Below are 22,007 nucleotides of genomic sequence, written 5' to 3'. Positions count from 1 at the left end.
GGAGGAATTTCAATGGCGAATCCGAGCCCCGGAAACTCGATCACCCTGCGCGTCGCCGCACCGTCGAGCTTCACAGCTACCAGTGAACTGGCAGCAGCCGTCGGCGCAGCCGGTGCAGCGATCACCGCACTGGACGTCACGGAATCCCACCACGAGACGATCGTTGTTGACGTCACCTGCAACACCACGGACGACGACCACGCAGGCCGCGTGAAGGATGCCCTGAACGCCCTCGACGGCGTCACCGTCCAGCACGTCTCGGACCGCACCTTCCTCATGCACCTCGGTGGAAAACTCGAGGTGGTCCCCAAGGTAGCCCTGCGCAACCGCGACGACCTCTCGCGTGCCTACACTCCCGGCGTCGCCCGCGTCTGCATGGCCATCGCTGAGGACCCGGCCGCAGCCCGCAACCTGACGGTCAAGCGCAACACCATCGCCGTCCTCACCGACGGTTCAGCCGTTCTGGGCCTGGGCAACATCGGCCCCGCCGCTGCCCTTCCCGTGATGGAAGGCAAGGCTGCGCTCTTCAAGCAGTTCGCCAACGTTGACGCCTGGCCCGTCTGCCTGGACACCCAGGACACCGAAGAAATCATCATGATCGCCAAGGCCATGGCCCCCGTTTACGGTGGCATCAACCTCGAAGACATCGCCGCACCGCGCTGCTTCGAAATCGAGAACCGCCTCCGCGAAGAACTCGACATCCCGGTGTTCCACGATGACCAGCACGGCACCGCGATCGTCACCCTCGCCGCCTTGGTCAACGCCCTCCGTGTTGTAGACAAGAAGCTGTCCGAGGTCAAGATCGTGGTTTCGGGCGTCGGCGCTGCCGGCTCGGCCATCATCCAGCTCCTCAAGGCCCAGGGCGCGCAGCACATCATCGCCGCGGGCCGCTCCGGCGCCATCCACTCCGGCGAGGAATACAACGACGAGCACCGCAGCTGGATCGCCGCGAACACCAACCAAGAAGGCTTCTCCGGAACCCTGCACGATGCCCTCAAGGGAGCGGACGTCTTCATCGGTGTCAGCGCCCCGCACGTGATCGGCGAAGAGCAGGTCGCTTCGATGGCCGAGGACGCGATTGTGTTCGCCATGGCCAACCCGACGCCGGAAATCGACCCCGTTGCCGCGTCCAAGCACGCAGCCGTGGTTGCTACCGGCCGCAGCGACTTCCCGAACCAGATCAACAACGTGCTGGCCTTCCCCGGCTTCTTCCGGGGCCTGTTGGACGCTGGGGCCTCGGACATCACGCCGAACATGCTGGTGGCCGCTGCCGAGGCAATTGCCAACCGGGTAGCTGACGATGAGCTCAACGCGAGTTACATTATCCCCAGCGTCTTCGATCCCCATGTTGCCGCCGATGTGGCCACCGCCGTAGCCAACGCTGCGCACGCCAACGCCGCCAGCGCACTCTAGAAAAAGGAATCCGCTCACATGGCTATCACAGTCACCGATCCCCGGCCGATCGATCGCGCCGAGGAAATCCTTACCCCCAAGGCACTGGCCTTCATCGAGGAACTGCACAAGCGCTTCGCCGGTACCCGCAACGAGCTCCTTGAGGCCCGGCAGGTCAAGCGCCAGAAGGTTGCCGACACCAGCCGGCTGGACTTCCTCCCGGAGACCCAGGAAATTCGCGACGGCGACTGGAAGGTCGCCGAGGCACCGGCAGCTTTGCAGGACCGCCGCGTCGAGATGACCGGCCCGGCAACCCCGGCCAAGATGGCCATCAACGCCCTGAACTCCGGCGCCAAGGTGTGGCTCGCGGACCTCGAAGACGCCAGCACTCCCACCTGGCCCAACGTCATCGACGCCATCCTGAACCTTCGCGACGCCGCCCAGGGAACCCTGAGCTACACCTCGCCCGAAGGCAAGGAATACCGCCTCCGCACCGACGCTCCCCTGGCCGTTGTTGTGGCCCGCCCGCGCGGCTGGCACATGGAGGAGAACCACCTGCTGATCGACGGCGAACCCGCCGTGGGTGCGCTGGTGGACTTCGGCCTGCACTTCTTCCACATCGCCAAGCAGCTTCTCCTCAACGGCCAGGGACCGTACTACTACCTGCCCAAGATGGAGAGCCACCTGGAAGCCCGCCTCTGGAACGACGTCTTCGTGTTCGCACAGGACTTCCTGGGCATCCCGCAAGGCAGCGTCCGCGCCACCGTGCTCATCGAAACCATCCCTGCAGCTTTCGAGATGGACGAGATCCTCTACGAACTCCGCGACCACGCCTCGGGCCTGAACGCCGGGCGCTGGGACTACCTCTTCAGCATCATCAAGTACTTCCGTGATGCCGGTGAAGAGTTCGTCCTCCCGGACCGCGCCACTGTTGCCATGACGGCACCGTTCATGCGCGCCTACACCGAACTGCTGGTCAAGACCTGCCACAAGCGCGGCGCCTTCGCCATGGGTGGCATGGCCGCCGTCATCCCCAACCGCAAGCAGCCGGACGTCACCGCCGCCGCCTTCGACAAGGTCCGTGCCGACAAGACCCGCGAAGCAAACGACGGCTTCGACGGCTCCTGGGTTGCCCACCCGGACTTGGTCCCCACCTGCCGCGAAGTCTTTGACTCCGTGCTCGGTGACCGTCCCAACCAGCTCGATAAGCAACGCCCCGAGGTGAACGTCACGGCCGAGCAGCTCATCGACGTCGCCTCCGCCGGCGGTACCGTGACGGAGGCCGGCCTTCGGCTGAACCTGTACGTCGCCGTCGCCTACACGGGCGTCTGGATCTCCGGCAGCGGCGCAGTTGCCATCCACAACCTCATGGAAGATGCAGCGACAGCGGAAATCTCCCGCTCGCAGGTATGGCAGCAGATCCGCAACAAGTCCGTCCTCGCAGACACGGGCAACACTGTGACCCGCGAACTCGTCACCCGCATCCTGGGCGAAGAGACCGAGCGCCTGCGCATCGAGTTCGGCGACGAGAACTTCACAAAGTACTACGAGCCGGCATCCAAGCTGATCGAGGACATCTGTTTGTCCGACGATTACACGGACTTCCTCACCACTCCCGCGTACGAGCTGGTGGGCTGAGATGGGCTCATTCTCTGCATCCGATCTGGCCCACATCGAGTCCCAGCTCGAGGCGACGGACCAGTTGCTTGACCGCAACTACCCGGGCGACGACGGCTCACGCCAGCCCATCCACACCGTCTACATCCCGGCCGACCGCTTCACGCCCACCTTTGTGGCTGATTGGGGCACACAGGCACTGGCGACGGCGGAAGCTCACGGCGGTCTGGAAAAGCTGGGTCAGCTTTTGGGCCAGGAGCCCCATCTGGCTGCCGCTGTTGCGGAGCGCGTCGCCGCGAAGCTCGCTGCCGAGCCCATCGAGGACCTCCGTTTGGACTTTGAAGACGGCTACGGAGACCGCGGCGATGAGGCAGAAGACGCCGACGCCGTTGCTGCCGCCAAGGCTGTTGCCGCCGCGGTTGCGGCCGGAACAGCTCCGCCGTTCATCGGCATCCGCTTCAAGTGCTTCGAAGCGCCCACCAGGGCCCGCGGGCTGAAGACGCTGGACCTGTTCGTCTCCACATTGGCTGAGGCAGGCGAACTGCCTTCCGGTTTGATCCTCACCCTGCCCAAGGTCACCACGGTGGCACAGGTCCAGGCGATGGACTTCGCGGTGTCCCGCCTTGAAGAAGTCCACGGGCTTCCCGCTGGCCGGCTCCGCTTTGAGGTGCAGGTGGAGACGCCGCAGCTCATCATCGGTGCTGACGGAACCTCGCCTGTGGCGCAGCTCCCCCACGTTGTTCCGGGCCGCATCAGCGCCCTGCACTACGGGACCTACGACTACAGCGCTTCACTGGGAATCTCCGCGGAATACCAGTCCATGGAGCACCCGGTGGCCGACTTCGCCAAGGAAGTCATGCAACTCGCCGTCGCCGGAACGGGCATCCGCCTCTCCGACGGTTCCACCAACATCATCCCCGTGGGCGATGCCGTGGAAGACGCATGGAAGCTGCACGGCCGCTTGGTTCGTCGCTCCCTGGAAAACGGCTACTACCAGGGTTGGGATCTGCACGCCGCCCAACTGCCCAGCCGCTTCTCGGCATCGTACGCTTTCTACCGCGAAGGCCTCCCTGCCGCGGCCCTGCGCCTCCGCAACTACGTGGAGCGCACCGAAGGCGGCGTCATGGATGAGCCCGCCACCGCCCGCGCCCTGGCCGGCTTCGTCCTCCGCGGCGTCCAGTGCGGCGCAGTGGGGACCGACGAGGTCAAGGCGCTTGCCGGCGTCGAACTTTCACAGCTGACCGCACTGGCGCACCCGCGGCTCGCGCAACCAACTTCGCACTGATAGGAGCATTTCGCATGGGCAAGTACTACTACCCGCAGGGCGGTCTGCCGCCGCAGACCCAACTGACCACCGAACGGGCAATCGTCACCGAGGCGTACACGGTGATCCCCAAGGGCGTCATGACGGACATCGTCACCAGCAACCTGCCGGGGTTCTCCAACACCCGTTCGTGGATCATCGCGCGGCCGATTTCCGGCTTCGCCACCACGTTCTCCCAGCTGATCGTCGAAATCGCCCCGGGCGGCGGGGCTCCCAAGGCCGAGTTCGAGGCAGGCGTTGAAGGCGTCATCTTCGTCACCAAGGGCCAGGTCAACCTGACCCTCGACGGCGAACTGCACCACCTCGAAGAGGGCGGCTACGCCTATCTCGCTGCCGGCGCTGAGTGGGGCCTGGAGAACGTCTCCGACGACATCGTCTCCTTCCACTGGATCCGCAAGGCCTACGAGCGCCTTGAGGGCTTCGAGGCCAAGTCCTTCGTCACCAACGAGAAGGACGTGGAGCCCACCTCCATGCCGGACACGGACGACGTCTGGAAGACCACACGTTTCACGGACTCCAGCGACCTCGCCCACGATATGCAGGTCAACATCGTCACCTTCCAGCCCGGTGGTGTGATCCCCTTCCCGGAGACCCACGTCATGGAGCACGGCCTGTACGTCCTGGAAGGCAAGGCCATGTACTTGCTCAACAACGACTGGGTTGAGGTGGAGGCCGGCGACTTCATGTGGCTGCGCGCGTTCTGCCCGCAGGCTTGCTACGCCGGTGGTCCGGGCGAGTTCCGCTACCTGCTGTACAAGGACATGAACCGCCAGGTGAAGCTCACCTGATTTGCGCCGAGATCGCCGGAAAGCTGCCAGTTCGCTGGAGGCTTCCCGGCGATTTCGCCGTTTTCCGGCGAACTCAGCGGCGGCGGCCGATAGCGAGCCCCGCCCAGAACGCGAGGACCAGCAAGCCCAGGACCGTCACCGCGAGCCCGAACTGCGTCCCTTGGCTGACCATGGCTCCACCGTTCCCGACGAAGACAGTGTCACTCAACGGTGCGTAGGCGAACCAGCCGAAGCTGGTGCTTTGGTTGGTCCACGCCACGATCAGCCCCACGATCACAGCGATCAGCCCCAGCAAAGGCACGACGACGGCTGCCGGTTTGCGGGCAGGCCGCGGTGTGCTCTGTTCCCCAAGTTTGTTGTGTTCCCCCATGCGGCCGAGTCTAACCTGCGCGCCCGCCGGCGATTCTGTACGACTCCTGCAGCAGTTCGTCGAGCTCGTCCACGTCGATGTTGTCCAGCCGGATGAGCATCAGCTTCGGGGATTGTTCGTGATGCGGAGTCCAGAAGAAGGTATCGGGCCGCATGGCTGCGAGCGCTTCCCGTTCCTCAGTCTTGACGGTGCCGACGCCCTCCTCCCACATGCGTGCCATGAGGGTCTTGGCAAACCATGCCGGCTGCCCCCAACTGGGGCGCTCAGTGACTCCGGGCATGCTCAGGCAGATGCGTCTTACGTCGTCCTCCGTGGCCATGGTTCACTGTCGCATTCGCCCCGGGGCAGCGACAAGCGAAATCGCGGGAATGCTGCGACAACGCTGGAGCTCATCGGACTGGTTGGCACGTTTCCCGCGAACCCGGCGCCCGGACCTCTTCGGTAGAGTCCTGACCATGGATGAAAAAGCGACGCTGCTCACATATTTGCGCCTCCGTAGGACCGATCTGCTCGGGAAACTGAATGGGCTGAGCGAATACGATGCCCGCCGGCCCATGACACCCACGGGAACGAACCTGCTGGGCTTGGTCAAGCATGTGGCCAGTGTGGAATTGGGGTATTTCGGTGAGACCTTCGGCCGGCCCAGCGGCAGGGAGCTCCAGTGGTTTGCCGACGATGCAGCACCGGATTCGGACATGTGGGTTCCGGCAACGGAGAGCCGCGAAGAAATCCTGGAGCTTCACCATTTTTCCGCCAAGCACAGCGACCAGACCATCGAGTCCCTCCCTTTGGACGCTCCCGGCGTTGTGCCGTGGTGGTCGGATGAGAAGAAGAACGTCACTCTCCACCAGATCCTGGTCCACATGTGCGTGGAAACGTCCAGGCATGCGGGGCACGCGGACATTATTCGCGAACTCATTGACGGCAACATTGGGCAGAGACCGGGCGATCCGAACATCCCGGGCCGATCCACGGAAGAGTGGGCAGCCCACCGTGCCCGTATTGAGCAGGCGGCGCTGCAGGCAGGCGAAAGCAGCGCCTAAACCTTCACAGGTGGCCTGTGAGGCGCTGGCATACTAACGGGCTCACAGGCCACTATTGCCCGGGTTGTCTTGAGCGAGGTTTGGCGGTTGAGGGCGGCAACTTTCAGACCTCTTTGGCTTCGACGATGCCCGAAAATCAACCTCTTTCGGGTGTATTCCTTCTAAAGAGGCTCATAAAGCAGTAGACCCCACCCCTCGATGAACTTCCGGTCACATTCTGTTTACACGCCAACCATGGCCTTTTGGTATCCCAAAGTGTAATCTCCATCACATTCCCTCATGTGATATTCGCATTCCGCATGACGGAACCATTCGCGTGGCAATGAATGAACCCTTCAGAGCTCAGATAGGAGCGCACTGTGGAAAAAGACCTTGCCCAGGAGGCTGCAACACCGCGGACCGGATCCCTGGCCAAACAAATCGAAGGCGCGTATCAACGGATAGGGGTGACTGGCGCACATCGCCAAATTGTCTTCATGATCCTGCTGGGCGTCTTCTTCGACGCCCTCGAACAAAATGCCGTAGGCATCACCGGACCCATCCTCCGCCAGTCGTGGGGATTGGGCGCCACCGAAATCGGTTTGCTGAACACAATGACGTTTACGGCAACCGCACTTGGACGGCTCGCGACGGGCCTCATCGTCGACAAATACGGCCGGCGGCACATGCTGGTCATCAACCTCATCATCTTCGCCGGCGGTTCATTGCTCTGCGCCGTTGCTCCGAACTATCCCATTTTGGCCGCAGGCCGCTTCATTGTCGGTTTCGGGCTCGGTGGTGAAATAGCCGTTGCCGTGATCATGATGGCGGAGTTCTTCGCCGCCAAACACCGCGGCACCGCAGTGGGACTAATCAACGTCACCGCAGCGGGTCTGGGCAACATGCTGGCACCGGCCTTCGGCATCCTCGTCTTCACGCTCTTCGACGGCCCGGACAAGTGGCGCTGGGTTTTCGGCCTGCTGTTCATCCCCGCCCTGCTGGTGATGTTCTTCAGAAGGTACGTCCCGGAAACGCCGCGCTTCCTGGCATCCCAAGGCAAAATCGATGAGGCAAACCTAGTCATCACCCGCCTTGCCCGCAACAAGCTCTCCGGCCCCATTAAGGATCCGGAAACATACATCACAGCAGTACCCGATCCTGTGGTGGTGAAATCGTCCGGGCACTGGAAGGATGCCCTCCGCGGAAAGCTCCTCAAGCGTACGGCGCTGCTGTGCGTTGCCGTTTGCATGTCCTACGCCGCCCAGATCTCCATGCTGACGCTGATGCCCACCATCCTGGTGTCCCGCGGTTATGCCGTGAACACGAGCCTCTGGTTCACGCTGATCATGCAGTCCGGTTCATTGCTTGGTGCCTGCACAGCCGCCTACCTCGCCAGCCGATTGCCCCGGAAGAAAGTGCTCACAGCGGCCGCAATTCTTGGCTGCTTGTCCGGGCTGTCAATGGCCTTCCTTGCCACCGACATCGTTCTCGTTGTGATCTTCGGAGTCCTCTTCAACTTCTCGGTGATCATCCTGAACACCACTATCTGGCTATTTGCTCCGGAGCTCTACCCCACGCGCACCCGTGGTTTCGGTACGTCCATCATTCTGGCAGCGGGTTCTTTGTCCGGAGGCCTGTTCCCGCTCATCTCCGGGGCCGTGTTCGACTCCGCCGGGTTGCCGGGTATGTTCACCACGCTGGCAGTGCTGTTCGTCATCCTGGCGATCGTGGTCCAATTCCCGCCCGAGACTTTCAACAAGCCCCTGGAAGAGGACGCTGAACCGGGCGATGACGAGGAAGCTGCGATCTATGGACACTAGCGTTCCCAGCCCGGACACAGTCCTTCTGGTCAATCCGAACACCAACGGCAACACCACAACCATGATGGTGGACCTGGCTGAGGAAAGCCTGGCGCCGCATGGTCTCCGGGTTGTGGGCATTACCGCAGCCGCCGGGCCTTCCATGATCGTGGATCCGGTCTCCTTGTCCGAGTCTGAGGCGCACGTCCGCAATGCCGTGCGCAGCTACCTTTCCGGGCCCGACGGCGGACGGGTAGCCGCTGTGATCGTTGCAGCGATTGGTGATCCGGGGCGGGCACAGTTGGACGACGATCTCAACATCCCGGTGATCGGCATAGGACAAGGCTCCGTTTACGCCGCGGCACAGAACTCCCACGGCGGGCTCCGTCACTTCGGCATGGCAACAAGCACGCCATTGTTGGCGGACGCCCTGGGCAAGCTGGTGGCGGACCATGGGTTCCAGGAGCAGTTCACCGGTGTCCGCCTGACGCTGTCAGAACCCTTGGTCTTGGCGGCAGACCCTGAACGTCAGTTCCAGGAGTTGGCGCAGGCCGTCACGACAGCCACGGAGTCTGACAAGGCTGAGGCAGTCATCATCGCCGGCGGCCCACTCAGCGCCACCGCCCGACGGCTGGCAGAGGCAACCGCCGTCGACATCATCCAACCGATCCCCAGCGCCTGCCAGCTGGTGCTCACGGCCCTGTCTTAAACGGCAAAAGCAGCGCCCGACGACGGCACCCAAGTGCCGTCGTCGGGCGCTTTAAATAACCATGCAGGGGGCCCGCAAGCCTCCCCAACAAACTTGATGGGAACTTGAGCCAATCGAAAAGCTTCCTTGATATAGCAGCGCCACGCTGGAAACAGGCGAAGCACCAATACCAAGGGGTTTCGGCAACGAATTCCAGATATGAAACACAACGATGTGGGGGAAGCAATGGAACAGGCATCAGCACTAACCGAGGTGGTAGCCGTCAAAGGCATCATCCAGGACCAACACCCCGTGGATTTCTACACGCTGGGTGTCGCAGGATGCATCGACCGGCTGGCTGCACCGCTCCGGCGCGAGGGCGTCACGGTGCACTGGCACACACCGCATCACGGCATCGAGATCTCCTCCTCAGCCGCCGCCCTTCTCTATCACGTGGCTCAGGAGACCTTCAGCAACACCCTCAACTACGCCAACGCCAGCGAGCTCACCGTCCGGCTCAACGCCGTCTACCACGGCATCCAGCTCACCATCACGGACGATGGCAGCGGATTCGAGATTCACGCCGCCCCCAGTGGCCGGCGGCACGGTTTCGGATTGCTGCTGATGTCCATAGCAGTCCACGACGCCGGCGGGACAGTTGACATCGACTCTGCCGTTGGGCGGGGCACCAGCGTGAGGGTTACGCTACCGCTGGATTGAGTCCGATTTGGGACCATATTTGGGCGTCCAAACCATAGCCCCACAGCGTTGGCGGACGTATTCTGTAGCTACTTTTCAGCCTGACATCCCTAGGGAGTGGCACGAAAATGGCACGGAACAAGGGTCCAAAGACAGGTCTGGGCAAGGTCCTTTTAAGGGTCTTCGGGTTCTTCTTCGTGAGCACTCTCTGCGGGGTGCTGATCACAGGATTCCTTGCCCCCGTGGTTGCGTTCACCAGCACCACGCTGGGCGGGTCCGTGGGGTTCTATCAAAGCCTGCCGGCCGAACTCGACGTCGACTCCCCTTCACTTTCCAGCAACGTGGTCGCTGCAGACGGCACGCTCATTGCCACCTTCTTCGCCGAGAACCGGGTGAAAGTCCCTTTGGAGGAGATGTCTCCGTTCATCCGAGAGGCCATCATCGCGATCGAGGACAGCCGTTTCTACGAGCACACTGGTGTGGATGCCCATGGCATCTTGCGGGCGCTCAGCTCCAACTTGACCCAGGGCACCCGTCAGGGCGCCTCCACGCTGACCCAGCAATACGTCACCAACGTGCTCAACGAGTCACGCCTGTCCGAAGGGCGCCCGGAAGATGTGGTGCTCAGCGGCCAGAAGACCGTGGGCGACAAATTGCGCGAAATCAAGCTTGCCCTGGAACTGGAGAAGCGCTTCAGCAAGAACCAGATCCTTGAGGGCTACCTGAACATTGTGTTTTTCAACCGGAACGCCTACGGCATCGAGGCCGCGTCCCGTTACTTCTTCAGCACCTCCGCCATGGACCTGACCTTGCCCCAGGCGGCCCTCTTGGCCGGTTTGGTGAATGGACCCAGCATCTACGACCCCATTGCCGATCCGGAAGCTGCGCTCAAGCGGCGCAATCTGGTGCTGGACCGGATGCTGGAACAGGGCAAGATCACACCGGTGGATCACGGAGTGGCGGTGGCTACGCCCATCGAGCTCAACATCACGCCTTCCCTGCAAGGTTGTGCGGGCACATCGTTTGCCACGTACTTCTGTGACTACGTCTCCCATCTCATCCTGAACAGTGAGGCGTACGGTTCAACCGTGGAGGAACGTGAACGGCTTCTCTATCGCGGCGGCCTGACCATCACCACCACACTTGACAGTCGTCTTCAGAACCTCGCCCAGCAACAAGTGGATGCATCCGCCGGAGCCAACCCGGACAAGTGGGGCGCCGCGATGACCACAGTGCAGCCTGGCACCGGGAAGATCCTGGCGATGGCCCAAAACACGGTGTTCGTACCCCAGGAAGGAAAATACGATACCCAACTGAACTTCAACGTGGATGCCAAAGATGAGAACGGCTACGACCTCAACGGTGCGGGAGGATTCCAGCCCGGCTCCACCATGAAACCGTTCATCTACGCTGAGTGGCTCAACGAGGGCAAGCACCCCACCGCCGTGGTTGACGCCTCGCGCAGGGTGTACCCGGTAGGTTTCCCGTGGCGTTCGAGCTGCGGCAAGGTCCTTGGCGGTTACAGCACCGCCCAAAAGGCCCAGAACCTTGGGGCCGACGACGACCTTCAAAACAACGACGACGGCTACTACCGGCCGATGCCCATCAACTACGGCCTCTACAACTCCATCAACACGGCCACGTTCGCCACCGCGGCCCAACTGGACTTCTGCGGGATCCAGAAAATGGTGGACACCGTTGGACTGCATAGCGGCCTGGATAACGCCCCGGTGAACATGCACCAGATCGGCAACCTCCTGGGTTCCATCGGCGTGGCCCCACTGGTCCTGGCGAGCGCCTACGCCACGTTTGCCAATGACGGCACATATTGCGAACCCATCGCGATCACCCAGGTCAGCGATTTCCAGGGAAGGGAGTACGAAGCCCAAACGCCGGAGTGCCGGGACGCCGTGAAACCGGCCGTGGCCCGCGGCGTCAATGCCGTCCTTCAGGATGTGATGAAGGTGGGTTCCGGCGTGTGGATCGAACCCAAAGTCCACACCAAGGTCCCTGTTGCCGCCAAGACCGGCACGTCCAACAACAACGGAGCCACGTGGGTAGCCGGCTACACCACCACGCTCGCCACGGCGTCGTTCTTCGGAGACACGACGGCGGGACAGCAGCGCGCGGGCCAGAACGTCACCATCAACGGCAAGTTCTACAAGTCCTTGGACGGGTACATGATCGCCGGTCCGCAGTGGGCCAACTACATGGTGGAAGCCGTGGCACTCTACCCGAGCGGGCCCTTCCTGGCGCCGGCTCCACCACCGTCCCCGGCGCCCACCGTTCCGGCGCCGCCGCAGCTGACGGCCCGGTGACCCCGCGTTGCGAGGCCCGATCTGCGCACTATTCCTTCGCGAAAGCGCGCAAAGCAGGCCCCACAACAAACCACCCCACCTTGCGAGGCCCGATCTGCGCACTATTCCTTCGCGAAAGCGCGCAAAGCAGGCCCCACAACTCGAGGGGGCTAGCGGGCGTAGCGCTCCGTGAAGTTCCGCAGTACTCGCATGGGCTCGGTCACGGATGATCGGCGTGCCGTCTCGATGAGTTCATCGGCTGTGTGGGGCGGGAAGTATCCGGCGTTTTTGTAGATGTTGATGCGCGTGATGAGTCCGTCGGCATCCAGTTCGGGGTGGAACTGCGTGGCGTACAGGTTGTTCTTGATCCGGAACATATGCACCGGGCACGCAGCTGAACTGGCCAAGAGGACAGCGTGTTCGGGAAGTTTGCTGCATGCTTCCTTGTGTCCGACGAAAGCCTCAAAGGTGTGCGGGACACCCTGAAGCATGGGATCGCGTTCTCCCTCGGCCGTCAGCGTGATCTCCGTAGCTCCTACCGGCTCTCCGAAGCGGCGATCAATAACGGCGCCCTGGTGCACGCCCAGTGTGCCGACGCCGTAGCAAGCACCAAAGAACGGGAAGTCCTCGGCCACGATCCGGTCCAGGAGCCCGGAGAGTTCCTTCTCAACCCGGATCTGGGCTGCACTCTTCTCCTCCACAGGATCGCTGGAGGTATAAGGGCTGCCGCCGACAATCACGCCGGAATAATCGGACAGGTCGAGGGGCGGCAATGGCGCTGATTCCAGCCGAATACGGACCAGTTCCTCCGGTTTCAGTCCGCAGTACCGGAGATAGGCCAGGTACTCGTCATCGGCTGCGGCTTCTTCGGCGCGGGTGGCCAGCAATAAAAAGGGCTTCACAGGGCCAGTCTGCGTGAGGAATGGCTGGCGTTCAAAGTGTGTTGCTAGCGGAGGGGGTTCCTGACAGAGGCTCCCTTGCATCGCCGTGGCTGCATAACGTTGTAGGGACCCCTATGAAACAACAATGACTCATCCCAGAGGAGCAAATCTTTGAAGCAGGACCCCGTGGTCGTCGGAACGCCATCACCCGAGGCGTCGCGTGCTGAAACGCAGCAGCCGAAGAAGATCCCGTGGGGCGGACTGTTGGTGTTGGCGGCTGCGGGTTTCACCGCAGTAACCACCGAATTGCTGCCCTCGGGCCTGCTTCCCCAAATCAGCCGGGACCTCGGTGTGGACGAGTCGGCTGTGGGCTCGCTGACTGCGGTCTACGCTGCCATCATCGTCTTCACGGCCCTGCCGCTCTCCCGATTTCTGGCCGGAAGAGTGCCCCGCAAGACGCTGCTGATCGCCACTGTTCTGGCGTTTGCCCTGAGCAATGTGCTCCTCGCGCTCAGCCCCACGTTGGGTTGGGCGATCGGGGCACGCCTCCTTGGCGGTATCGCGCACGGCATGCTGTGGTCCAGCATGGCACCCTACGTGGCACGTATCGTTCCCGCTTATTCGGTGGGCAAGGCCATGGCTGTTGTGTTCAGCGGCACCAGCATTGCACTGGCGGTGGGCGCTCCTATCGGAACTCTCATGGGTTCACTCATGACGTGGCGGGCTTCGTTCATGGTCCTTGCCGGAGTCGGTGCACTCCTGGCAGTGATGGCCTTCTGGCTTCTCCCGGGCGCGCATGACCAGGCCAGCCAGAAGACTCCCTCCCTGCGCGCAGCCATGAAACTGCCGGGCGTGATTGCTGTGGCCATCGCTTGGCCACTCTTGTTGCTGGCCCACTTCACACTGTTCACCTATGTAGCCCCGTTCCTTCTCGCGTCCGGATTACCGGAATCCGCCACCAGCATCTCCCTCTCCGTGGTGGGAATCGCCAGCCTGGTAGGTATCTGGATTGCGGGCATGACAGCTGACTCGCGCCCACGCACCTCGGTGATTGCCGCCGTCGGACTCTTGACGCTTGCGTTCGCCCTGCTGCCTGCGCTCGGCGGCACCTGGGTGGGGGCTTTTGGACTGATGACGCTGTGGGGAATCGCTTTTGGTGCGGTGGGCATCTACAACCAGGCCGCGATCCTCCGTGCTGGTGGTGAGCACAAGGATGCTGCCAACGGCCTCACCGTGGTGACTATTCAGTTGGGTATCGCTGTGGGGGCTGTCTATGGAGCTCTTGCCCTCACCACAGTAGGTGCGCAGCTGGTCCCGTTGGCCGCCGCTTTGCCCACAGCGATCGCCTTGGTGATCATCATCGCCAGCCGTCGCGGAGGTTACCCCGCCGGGCCACGCGAGAAGCGCCGTTAACATTCCTGAAACATGGCAGTGACGTGATCTTCACGAACGAGGGATTTCTGTAACTTAGCTGCAACTTAGCTCTTCTGAGTCGGAAACATAGCTCACCGAATATTGATCGGGGGGTTGGCGTGGGCCGGGAACAACGGCCCCGTTTCGGACAGGCTCAATGAGAAGGGAACGCAGGTGGAGATCTCTGCGCAACACGTCTGGATGATGTTGTCGGCGGCAATGGTGCTGTTCATGACCCCCGGCCTCGGCCTGTTCTACGGTGGCATGACGCGTGCCAAGGCTGCGCTCAACATGATCATGATGAGCTTCATCTCGGCGGGCATCGTTGGCGTGGTGTGGGTTCTATGGGGCTACTCGATGACCACCGGCGAAGGATTCCTCGGCCTGTTCGGTAATCCCTTTGCACACTTCGGCCTGCAGGACCTGATGGGGTCCCCCGATCTCATCAAGGCAGGCTTCGCCGCCACGTTCGCCATCATCACCGTTGCCCTCATCAGCGGTGCCATCGCCGACCGCGCCAAGTTCGGCGCCTGGGCACTGTTCGTACCGATCTGGATCACCGTGGTCTACTGTCCGCTGGCGTACATGATCTGGGGCGGGGGCCTCATGAGCGCAGGCGGTGCGCTGACGGACATCTTCGGACAGGTCATCGACTTCGCCGGAGGCGCAGTGGTTGAGGTCAGTTCCGGAACCGCCGCTTTCGTCCTCGCATTGATCGTGGGAAAGCGTCACGGATTCGCCAAAGACCCCAACCACCGCCCGCACAACGTCCCGTTCATCATGATCGGCGCGGCCATCCTCTGGTTCGGTTGGTTCGGTTTCAACGGCGGTGCAGCAACCACGGCAGAGCAGGCCGGCCTCATCTGGGTCAACACCTTGGTGACACCGGCGGCGGCAATGCTCAGCTGGCTCGTGGTGGAGAAGATCCGCCACGGACACCCCACCTCCCTGGGTGCGGCATCCGGCGTCGTGGCCGGTCTGGTGGCGATCACCCCTTCCTGCGCCAACATCAGCCCTGTTGCAGCTCTCGGCCTGGGCCTGGTGGCCGGCGCCGCCTGCGCTGTGTTCGTTGACCTGAAGTACAGGTTCGGTTTCGACGATTCCCTGGACGTGGTGGGCGTGCACTTCGGCGCCGGCGTCATCGGCACACTGTCCTTGGGCTTCATCGCCTTCCCCACCGACGGCACGGCTGGCGGCCTCCTCTACGGCGGTGGCCCGCAGCAGCTCGTAGCCCAGACGGTTGCCGTGTTAGTAACCATCGCCCTCTCCGGTGTGGGCACGTTGGTCATCGGCCGTGCGATTCACAAGACCATAGGATTCCGCGTCCCGTTGGAGCACGAAGTCACTGGTGTAGACCTCACCCAGCACGCCGAGTCCGCTTACGAGTTCGGCCTCACCGCCCACGGCCACTTCCGCCAGCAGCACGCCCACCTGTCGGCCCTCATCAGCCGGAAGCCGGCTGCAGCCGCCCCCGAAGCCAAGGAAGACAGCTTCGCCTAAAGACCCCAACGCACAACAGCAGACGACGGCGGAACTTGGGTTCCGCCGTCGTCCGCTGTTTGTGCCCCTCACCCGGAGCCGTTCCAGATCCGCTGCCACCACGTTCGTTTGCCCGGAGGCTCGGGCTCCGGCTCGGGAGGTGCAGCTGCGGCCCTACGCTCCCGCCACTTTTCCACCTCGGCGTCCACGTCGCGGAGCTTGGTGATCACGGGCGGGCCGCCTTGTAGCTGCCGACGGGCCTCGATCACGCGCTTGTTGAAGTCCTCAAGGATGTCCCGGACTTGTTTGTCCGTGTACTGCTGATCCAGCTTGGCGTCGAGCTCCGAGTCCTCGATCCGCAGCAAAATGGCGGGCGGACCGATCCCGCTGAGCCGTTCGCGCTGAATGAGTCCCTTGACCCACCAGTCGGGATCGTAGTGCTCCCCCAAGCCGGGAATTGGCTTGCCGGCGTACTTCAGGTTGTCGAACTTTCCCTGGTTCATGGCGTCCCGGATGAGGTACTCAACGCGGGCGGCGTCGTCTACCTTTCGGCGTTTCTCGCGTTCTTCGGCATCCGCGGCCTCAAGCTCCGCGTCTTCCTCGGCATTTCCGCCCCAAGACCGGACTGCCCGCAGTTCCGCACCCCGCTCGAGCTTCCGCCTGAACGCGTTGTTCTCGGCGTTCACGTTCCCGCCACCTCCTCACACGGCAGCCTCGCCTGCCGGAAATCGTGGTTCCGAATCCAGTATTCCGCACGTTGCTGACGTTAATCCCCGTACCCCGGCGCTCGTTGGTTGAAACCCGCGGCTGCGCACGTACCGCCACCACCCACTACGAAACTGCAGCAGCCCCGACACGCCGTCTGAGGGGCGTCTCGGGGCTGAATGCAGCTCAAAGTGGGTGGTGGCCGTCCCCCGGCGGAATCAGGAACGGACTGCCATGCTCGGATCCAGTTGCTCGATGCCTTCCGGCGTCACTAAGACAACGCGCGCCGTGCAGATGTCATAGAACAAGCCAGTGGCCTGCACCTGGCCGGAAGCCAGGACCGGGCCGGTGACCGGGTGTTGCTCCAGCTTCCGGAGTTGGAGGGCAACGTTCACCATGCTCAGCTGATCGAGGCGGCTGTAGCCCTCAGCGGAGGCAGCAATGGCCACCGGGTGACCGGCCAGCAGGGCAGAGTAGCTCGGCCGCGCGTGTTCCAGCCACTCATCGAAACCGTCGCCCATGTCAGGCGAAGCCCCCTCAGCATCGGCAATGACGGCCTTCATCGCACCGCAGTTGGAGTGGCCGCAGATCACGATCGAGTCCACGGACAAGCCCTTGACGGCGAAGGACAGTGCGGAGTCGATCGAGGCATCGCTCCCGTCATTGCACACCACGTTGCCGATGTTTCGGAGCGTGAGGAGATCGCCCGGTCCGCTGCTGGTGATCAGGTTGGGGTTCACCCGGGAGTCCACACATGCAACGAACAGAGTGTCGGGGTTCTGACCGTCGGTGAGGTCCTGAACCAACGGCCGGACCTTTTCTGCGTGCCGCCGGTGATACTTGTCGATGCCAAGGAGGATGGACCGCAGCGGCGGCTGCCCGCCGTCGTCGTCATCATCCGCCTGGTTGACTCGCGCAGAAAGCGACTGCCATGAAGTACGGGGCGGCAGCGGGAATTCGCGCGGGTCCTGGCGCTGTGGCGTGTTGTCCTCGGCGTCACTGAAGGCAGTGGTGCCGTGCTCCTCAAGGATCACGGAGGCGCCGGAATTCCGTTGCTGCTTCTGCCACGCGACCAAGGCTTCGCGGAAGGCGTGATCGAGGTAGTCGGCGTTGAGTTCCACCACGACGTCCTGGCCTTCGGGCACGGAGTGGAGGACGCGGTTGAGCCGAGGCAGCGCGAAGAAGCTGCACGAGCCGGCGATGGTGACGCGCCACGGCAGCGCTTCAGCAGAGGGAGCATGCGCGTGGATCTGTGCGCGGAGCACACGCCAGAGCACGCAGAGAGCAGCAAGTGCGAGGCCAATAATGACGCCTTCGAGCAGGTTGAGGACCACGACGCACACCAGCGTGACGCTGTAGACCAGGAGATCGCCGGTGCGGAGACTGGTCCGGATGTCGGCGACTTTGATGAGTTTCGCACCAATGACCAACAGCAGGCCAGCCAGAACCGACAACGGGATCAGTTGGATGAGGCCGGCAAAGAGTGCAGAAAACACCAGAACCCAGACGCCGTGCAGGATGGCCGATGTGCGGCTTGCGGCACCTGCTTCAACGTTGGTGGCGCTGCGGACGATCACGCCCGTCACGGGAAGGCCGCCAAGCATGCCGGAAACGACGTTCGCGGAGCCCTGGCCGACGAGTTCGCGGTTGAGGTTGGTGCGCGAGCCGCCCATTTTGTCCACGGCAACGGCTGACAAAAGAGACTCGATGCTCGCGATCAGGGCCACCGTGATGACGGCCATGGCTGCGGCACGCCAATTGCCCTCGGGCAGGCTTGGGAGGGCGATGGCGTCGAAGATGGATCCGCTGAAGCTGATGCGCTCAACGCCCGGCGCTACGGCAACAGATAGTGCCGTAACCGCGACGACGGCAGCAAGCGGCCCGGGGATCTTCCGGACTGCGGCGGGGAGGAACTTCCACGTCAGCAGAATTGCGACGACTGCCAGGCCCAGGAGCGCCGAGTGGAGCTCAACGTTGGTAATTGCTGCAGGAAGCGCAGTGAGGTTTTCGATGGCCGATCCAGCGGCCTGACCGCCGAGCAGCACGTGGATCTGCTGCAGGATGATGGTGATGCCGATGCCGGCAAGCATCGCCTTGACCACCACTGGCGACACTGCCAGCGCAGCACGCCCGATGCGGCTGACACCCATGAGGAGCTGCACGACGCCGGCAGCAGCCGTGATGGCGCACGTCACCTGCCAGCCGAATTCGTCAACCAGACCGGCAACGACGACGGTCAGTCCGGCGGCCGGGCCGCTCACCTGCAGTGGGGAGCCACCCAGGGTGCCTGCGACAATGCCGCCGACGGCTGCGGCAATGAGACCGGCCATGACGGGAGCACCTGAGGCTGCGGCGATGCCGAGGGAAAGCGGTAGAGCGACAAGGAAGACGACAAGTGACGCGGGGAGGTCTGCGCCAAGGTTGCTGAGGAAGGTGGGCGTCTTTCCCGGCGGGCTGTGGGAGTCGGTGGGAACTGTGGCGGATTGGTTGGGTTGCGGCATGGGTTCTCCTAGCTCGGGACTGCTGACCCTTCCAAGCTACGGAACTTGTCACCGTTAATGACAACAAGATGTGACAAGCGTGACAAAAGCTGTGAAGGTGCGCTTCATGTTGGGACCAATGGGAACTTTGGCGGGGGTGGCGCACGTTGGGGCCTGGAGCTCCCCCGCGGCTGTCGGCTCCGGGTGGGACCTCCCGCCGTCGTCCACTTCCGGAGCCGGGTCCTTGCGTTTGTACACCGGTTACGCCACGCCGTATCCCTGCGGCACCTCTGCCGGTTTCTTTGGTCCTGGCACAGTGGGTAACGGCTGGAACGCCATGACCGCAATCGTGGGCCCCGGTGACTTCAACAGCGACGGCAACGTGGACCTCCTGGCCCGCGACGCTGGGGGTGCCCTCTGGCTCTACCCCAGCAACGGCCAAAGAGGCTGGCTCCCCCGCGGCCTGGTCGGCTCCGGCTGGAACGCCATGAACCTGATCATCTAGCACCGCAAAACAAAGCAAAGCGAACGACGGCGGGAACCTCCCGCCGTCGTTCGTTTGGTTTACGCACACATAACCTAAGGTTCCTTAGTTTAGGCTTGGCATCATGAGCTATTCCGAAGCCCAGCCCGTACGCCTCAGTTCCGAACCCGCGCAGCTGCAAGCACTGGAACCCGTGCTCGAAAAAGTGCGGGCATCAGTGGGCGACGTGCCTACTTTGCTGACCATAGCCGAGGACATCGGACGGACTGCCCCAAAGCCAGGCGAGGGAAACACCGCCAAGCTGTGGGAACTGTTGGCCTCCGTGACAGCCGTGGACGTCGCCGCCGGGCGGGTACTCGAACCGCACCTCGACGCTCTCGCGATCCTCGCCCAAGCCGGAGTTCAAGCCGGGGCTGACGGCGAACACGAAGGAACATGGGGAGTCTTCGCAGCGGAAGGCCCCGGAATGAAGCTCGAGGCCAAGCGCACCGCTGACGGCTCCTACGTCCTCAACGGATCCAAGCCGTGGTGCTCACTCGCCGCGCAGCTGGACGGCGCCGTGATCACCGCCCACGCAGAAGACGGCAGCAGGTCTGCCTTCGCCGTGAACCTGAAGGACGCAGGGGTCTCCTGCGAAACGCCAGTGTGGACCAGCCGGGGGCTGAAGGAAATCCCCAGCGGAACAGTCCACTTTGACCAAGTCGCGGCACAGCCCGTGACACAAGGAAGCTGGTATTTCAAGCGTCCGGGCTTCGCTTGGGGTGGGATGGGTGTGGCTGCCTGTTGGTTCGGCGGCGCCATCGCAGTGGCTCGCGATTATGCCACCGCACTTTCCAAGGCCGCGGCCAACGGTCGCGAACCCGACCAAGTGGCACTGGCTCACTTAGGCGAAATTGACCGGATCATCAGCTCAACCACCAGCTACCTCGCACAGACAGCTGAACGCATCGACGCCGGCGAGCTGGAGGGCTCTGACGAGGGCAGCCCGAGCGCTTGGAGCGAGGCCCTCCGTGTCCGCGGAACTGTTGCCGCCGCCGTCGAGCGTGTCCAAACCTTGGTGACGCAGAACCTGGGCCCCGGGCCGCTGGCTTTCGACGAAGCGTATGGCAAGCGCATGGCGGACCTGTCTCTGTACATCAGGCAGCATCACGCCATGCGGGACGATGCCCAACTGGGTGCACTGGCTCTGAAAGGGGACCGCGGATGGTAGCTTTCTCGCACACGGACACCGGCACGTCGGAGTCGGAATGGGCTACCAGCGGCGTTGCGGCGTTGCCGGAGCTGCCGCTGAGCGCAGAAGAGCTCGCGGCCACGGCCTTTGTGGTGCTGGCCGCGCACCCTGACGACGAAACCCTGGGTGCCGGCGGCTTCCTGGCCAAACTTCATGCCGCCGGAGCGGCAGTGGAGGTTCTGCTGTGCACGGCAGGCGAAGCGTCGCACCCGGACTCGCAAACCACGACGCCGGAACAGCTTGCCGCTGTCAGGCTCAGGGAGTTCGGAACGGCAGTGTCCGGGCTGGCTCCCAACGCCACGTGGCGCTTCTTGGAGCTCCCGGACGGGAAATTGGCGGCCAGCGCGGAGAGCGTTGCCGACGCCATACGGGCCACGATTGCCGAGATCGGGCGGCCTGACGAGGAAGTGACAATCGTGGCCCCCTACCGCCACGACGGGCACACGGACCATGACACTCTTGGCGCCGTCGCCGCGGAGGTCGCGATGCAGGGCGGCCACGGTCTCTTGGAATACCCCATCTGGTACTGGTTATGGGCCGGTTCGGAAGACGCGACGTGGGAGTCGTGGGTACGGGTGCCGCTTAGCCCGGAGCAGCAACGGGCCAAGACGAAGGCCATGGGCGCCCATGCCTCGCAAACGGAGCCGCTTTCCGATCAGCCCGGTGATGAGACACTCCTTTCGGACACTTTCCTGGAACACTTCGCCAGGCCATGGGAAACCTTCGCTTGGCATCCTTCCAAGGCCGGCACCAACAGCGCCGCGGACGCGGAGCGCATCTTTGATGAGGTTCATGCCGGAGCAGATGACCCTTGGAGCTACACCACCAGCTGGTACGAGCGACGCAAGCGAGCGCTGACGCTTGCAGCCCTCCCGGAGGAATCGTATGCATCCGGCCTGGAACTGGGTTGCTCCATCGGCACCCTCAGTGAGGAGCTCGCGCAGCGCTGCCAGCGGTTCCTGGGAGTGGACGCCAGCAGCGCAGCACTCGCCCAGGCAGCTGAGCGGCTTTCACGAATTCCGGGTGCGCATACCCGGCACCTGACCATGCCCGGCGAGTGGCCTGAGGGAACATTTGATCTGGTGGTGTTGTCCGAGACGGGCTACTACCTCTCACCGGATGAGCTCGGCGAATTACTGGCTCGGATTGAAGCGTCCACCCGGCCCGGCGGCACGTTGCTCCTGTGCCATTGGCGGCACCCCATCTCCGGCTGGCAGCTGGATGCCGACGGCGTCCATGCGATGGCCCGCAGCCAACTCGGCTGGCCAACGCACGGACTCTACCGCGAGAAGGACTTCATGCTGGAGGTTCTTCTTGCCCCGGACGGGACGCAATAGC

Annotated in this window: 19 protein-coding genes; 14 read left to right on the top strand and 5 right to left on the bottom strand. The window is 63.2% G+C overall.

The genetic code is table 11. From position 1 onward, the window contains the following. Positions 1-12: 12 nt before the first annotated feature. Genes J3A64_RS22380 through J3A64_RS22365 form a run of 4 tightly spaced genes read left to right on the top strand, consistent with a single transcriptional unit; the run spans position 13 to position 5,121 of the window. Positions 13-1,413 (top strand): NAD-dependent malic enzyme, encoded by a 1,401-nt coding sequence (locus J3A64_RS22380; RefSeq protein ID WP_210065981.1) that lies wholly within the window; start codon positions 13-15, stop codon positions 1,411-1,413. Positions 1,414-1,431: 18 nt separating this feature from the next. Beyond that, entirely contained in the window at positions 1,432-3,030 is a 1,599-nt protein-coding gene (aceB, locus tag J3A64_RS22375; RefSeq protein WP_011776028.1) for a malate synthase A, read from the top strand. 1 nt (position 3,031) lies between these two features. Further along, positions 3,032-4,294 carry an aldolase gene (locus tag J3A64_RS22370; RefSeq protein ID WP_210065979.1) on the top strand — a complete coding sequence of 421 codons (1,263 nt, stop codon included), beginning with the start codon at positions 3,032-3,034 and terminating at the stop codon, positions 4,292-4,294. A 14-nt stretch (positions 4,295-4,308) separates the two neighbouring features. Then, positions 4,309-5,121, top strand: a complete 813-nt coding sequence (locus J3A64_RS22365; protein ID WP_011776030.1) for a bifunctional allantoicase/(S)-ureidoglycine aminohydrolase — start codon at positions 4,309-4,311, stop codon at positions 5,119-5,121. A 73-nt stretch (positions 5,122-5,194) separates the two neighbouring features. Here the strand turns inward: J3A64_RS22365 and J3A64_RS22360 are convergent, their stop codons facing one another. After that, the gene (locus J3A64_RS22360; protein ID WP_210065977.1) at positions 5,195-5,491 is read right to left on the bottom strand and encodes a hypothetical protein; all 297 of its coding nucleotides are present in this window, start codon (positions 5,489-5,491) and stop codon (positions 5,195-5,197) included. A gap of 10 nt (positions 5,492-5,501) precedes the next feature. After that, positions 5,502-5,810 carry an MmcQ/YjbR family DNA-binding protein gene (locus tag J3A64_RS22355; RefSeq protein WP_011776032.1) on the bottom strand — a complete coding sequence of 103 codons (309 nt, stop codon included), beginning with the start codon at positions 5,808-5,810 and terminating at the stop codon, positions 5,502-5,504. Between the two features lie 136 nt (positions 5,811-5,946). Between J3A64_RS22355 and J3A64_RS22350 the strand changes: the two genes are divergently transcribed. The 5 genes from J3A64_RS22350 to J3A64_RS22330 all read left to right on the top strand — a co-directional run bounded on the left by J3A64_RS22350 (position 5,947) and on the right by J3A64_RS22330 (position 12,017). Beyond that, positions 5,947-6,534 (top strand): DinB family protein, encoded by a 588-nt coding sequence (locus J3A64_RS22350; RefSeq protein WP_210065975.1) that lies wholly within the window; start codon positions 5,947-5,949, stop codon positions 6,532-6,534. A 359-nt stretch (positions 6,535-6,893) separates the two neighbouring features. After that, on the top strand, positions 6,894-8,333 hold the full coding sequence (locus tag J3A64_RS22345; RefSeq protein ID WP_210065974.1) for an MFS transporter: 1,440 nt from the start codon (positions 6,894-6,896) through the stop codon (positions 8,331-8,333). Next, positions 8,323-9,021, top strand: coding sequence for an aspartate/glutamate racemase family protein (locus tag J3A64_RS22340; RefSeq protein ID WP_210065972.1), 699 nt, complete (start codon positions 8,323-8,325; stop codon positions 9,019-9,021). Before J3A64_RS22345 ends, J3A64_RS22340 begins: the two co-directional genes overlap by 11 nt. A gap of 198 nt (positions 9,022-9,219) precedes the next feature. Then, a complete protein-coding gene (locus J3A64_RS22335; protein WP_167532112.1) occupies positions 9,220-9,720 on the top strand; it encodes a sensor histidine kinase in 501 nt (166 codons plus the stop codon). 107 nt (positions 9,721-9,827) lie between these two features. Continuing rightward, a complete protein-coding gene (locus J3A64_RS22330) occupies positions 9,828-12,017 on the top strand; it encodes a transglycosylase domain-containing protein (RefSeq protein WP_210065971.1) in 2,190 nt (729 codons plus the stop codon). A 149-nt stretch (positions 12,018-12,166) separates the two neighbouring features. Here the strand turns inward: J3A64_RS22330 and J3A64_RS22325 are convergent, their stop codons facing one another. Beyond that, positions 12,167-12,898, bottom strand: a complete 732-nt coding sequence (locus J3A64_RS22325) for a glutamine amidotransferase (protein WP_210065968.1) — start codon at positions 12,896-12,898, stop codon at positions 12,167-12,169. Between the two features lie 150 nt (positions 12,899-13,048). Between J3A64_RS22325 and J3A64_RS22320 the strand changes: the two genes are divergently transcribed. Next, positions 13,049-14,290: an MFS transporter gene (locus tag J3A64_RS22320; RefSeq protein WP_286176444.1), complete on the top strand. Its 1,242-nt coding sequence runs from the start codon at positions 13,049-13,051 to the stop codon at positions 14,288-14,290. A 174-nt stretch (positions 14,291-14,464) separates the two neighbouring features. Next, complete coding sequence (locus tag J3A64_RS22315; RefSeq protein WP_210065965.1) at positions 14,465-15,790, top strand: ammonium transporter; 1,326 nt, start codon at positions 14,465-14,467, stop codon at positions 15,788-15,790. Positions 15,791-15,858: 68 nt separating this feature from the next. Here the strand turns inward: J3A64_RS22315 and J3A64_RS22310 are convergent, their stop codons facing one another. Beyond that, the gene (locus J3A64_RS22310) at positions 15,859-16,455 is read right to left on the bottom strand and encodes a DUF1992 domain-containing protein (protein WP_011776041.1); all 597 of its coding nucleotides are present in this window, start codon (positions 16,453-16,455) and stop codon (positions 15,859-15,861) included. A gap of 237 nt (positions 16,456-16,692) precedes the next feature. Next, a complete protein-coding gene (locus tag J3A64_RS22305) occupies positions 16,693-18,975 on the bottom strand; it encodes a bifunctional SulP family inorganic anion transporter/carbonic anhydrase (RefSeq protein WP_210065963.1) in 2,283 nt (760 codons plus the stop codon). A 106-nt stretch (positions 18,976-19,081) separates the two neighbouring features. Here J3A64_RS22305 and J3A64_RS22300 point away from each other — a divergent pair, with 106 nt between their 5' ends. From J3A64_RS22300 to J3A64_RS22290, 3 genes are all read left to right on the top strand, one after another. Continuing rightward, complete coding sequence (locus tag J3A64_RS22300) at positions 19,082-19,459, top strand: VCBS repeat-containing protein (protein WP_210065961.1); 378 nt, start codon at positions 19,082-19,084, stop codon at positions 19,457-19,459. 103 nt (positions 19,460-19,562) lie between these two features. Further along, complete coding sequence (locus J3A64_RS22295; RefSeq protein WP_210065959.1) at positions 19,563-20,648, top strand: acyl-CoA dehydrogenase family protein; 1,086 nt, start codon at positions 19,563-19,565, stop codon at positions 20,646-20,648. Further along, the gene (locus J3A64_RS22290; protein ID WP_210065957.1) at positions 20,642-22,006 is read left to right on the top strand and encodes a bifunctional PIG-L family deacetylase/class I SAM-dependent methyltransferase; all 1,365 of its coding nucleotides are present in this window, start codon (positions 20,642-20,644) and stop codon (positions 22,004-22,006) included. Before J3A64_RS22295 ends, J3A64_RS22290 begins: the two co-directional genes overlap by 7 nt. Position 22,007: the final 1 nt, after the last annotated feature.

Origin of the sequence: Pseudarthrobacter sp. PvP004 (assembly GCF_017876035.1) — a bacterium.
GTDB lineage: Bacteria > Actinomycetota > Actinomycetes > Actinomycetales > Micrococcaceae > Arthrobacter > Arthrobacter aurescens_A.
Note: the sequence above shows the minus strand (reverse complement) of the source record. Positions and strands in the feature narration are given on the sequence as shown.

Coding starts and splice junctions, on each gene's coding strand:
- J3A64_RS22355 (WP_011776032.1), bottom strand. CDS start 5,810: ATGGCCACGGAGGACGACGTAAGACGCATCTGCCTGAGCATGCCCGGA.
- J3A64_RS22330 (WP_210065971.1), top strand. CDS start 9,828: ATGGCACGGAACAAGGGTCCAAAGACAGGTCTGGGCAAGGTCCTTTTA.
- J3A64_RS22290 (WP_210065957.1), top strand. CDS start 20,642: ATGGTAGCTTTCTCGCACACGGACACCGGCACGTCGGAGTCGGAATGG.
- J3A64_RS22300 (WP_210065961.1), top strand. CDS start 19,082: ATGTTGGGACCAATGGGAACTTTGGCGGGGGTGGCGCACGTTGGGGCC.
- J3A64_RS22360 (WP_210065977.1), bottom strand. CDS start 5,491: ATGGGGGAACACAACAAACTTGGGGAACAGAGCACACCGCGGCCTGCC.
- J3A64_RS22370 (WP_210065979.1), top strand. CDS start 3,032: ATGGGCTCATTCTCTGCATCCGATCTGGCCCACATCGAGTCCCAGCTC.
- J3A64_RS22380 (WP_210065981.1), top strand. CDS start 13: ATGGCGAATCCGAGCCCCGGAAACTCGATCACCCTGCGCGTCGCCGCA.
- J3A64_RS22295 (WP_210065959.1), top strand. CDS start 19,563: ATGAGCTATTCCGAAGCCCAGCCCGTACGCCTCAGTTCCGAACCCGCG.
- J3A64_RS22335 (WP_167532112.1), top strand. CDS start 9,220: ATGAAACACAACGATGTGGGGGAAGCAATGGAACAGGCATCAGCACTA.
- J3A64_RS22305 (WP_210065963.1), bottom strand. CDS start 18,975: ATGCCGCAACCCAACCAATCCGCCACAGTTCCCACCGACTCCCACAGC.
- J3A64_RS22340 (WP_210065972.1), top strand. CDS start 8,323: ATGGACACTAGCGTTCCCAGCCCGGACACAGTCCTTCTGGTCAATCCG.
- aceB (WP_011776028.1), top strand. CDS start 1,432: ATGGCTATCACAGTCACCGATCCCCGGCCGATCGATCGCGCCGAGGAA.
- J3A64_RS22350 (WP_210065975.1), top strand. CDS start 5,947: ATGGATGAAAAAGCGACGCTGCTCACATATTTGCGCCTCCGTAGGACC.
- J3A64_RS22365 (WP_011776030.1), top strand. CDS start 4,309: ATGGGCAAGTACTACTACCCGCAGGGCGGTCTGCCGCCGCAGACCCAA.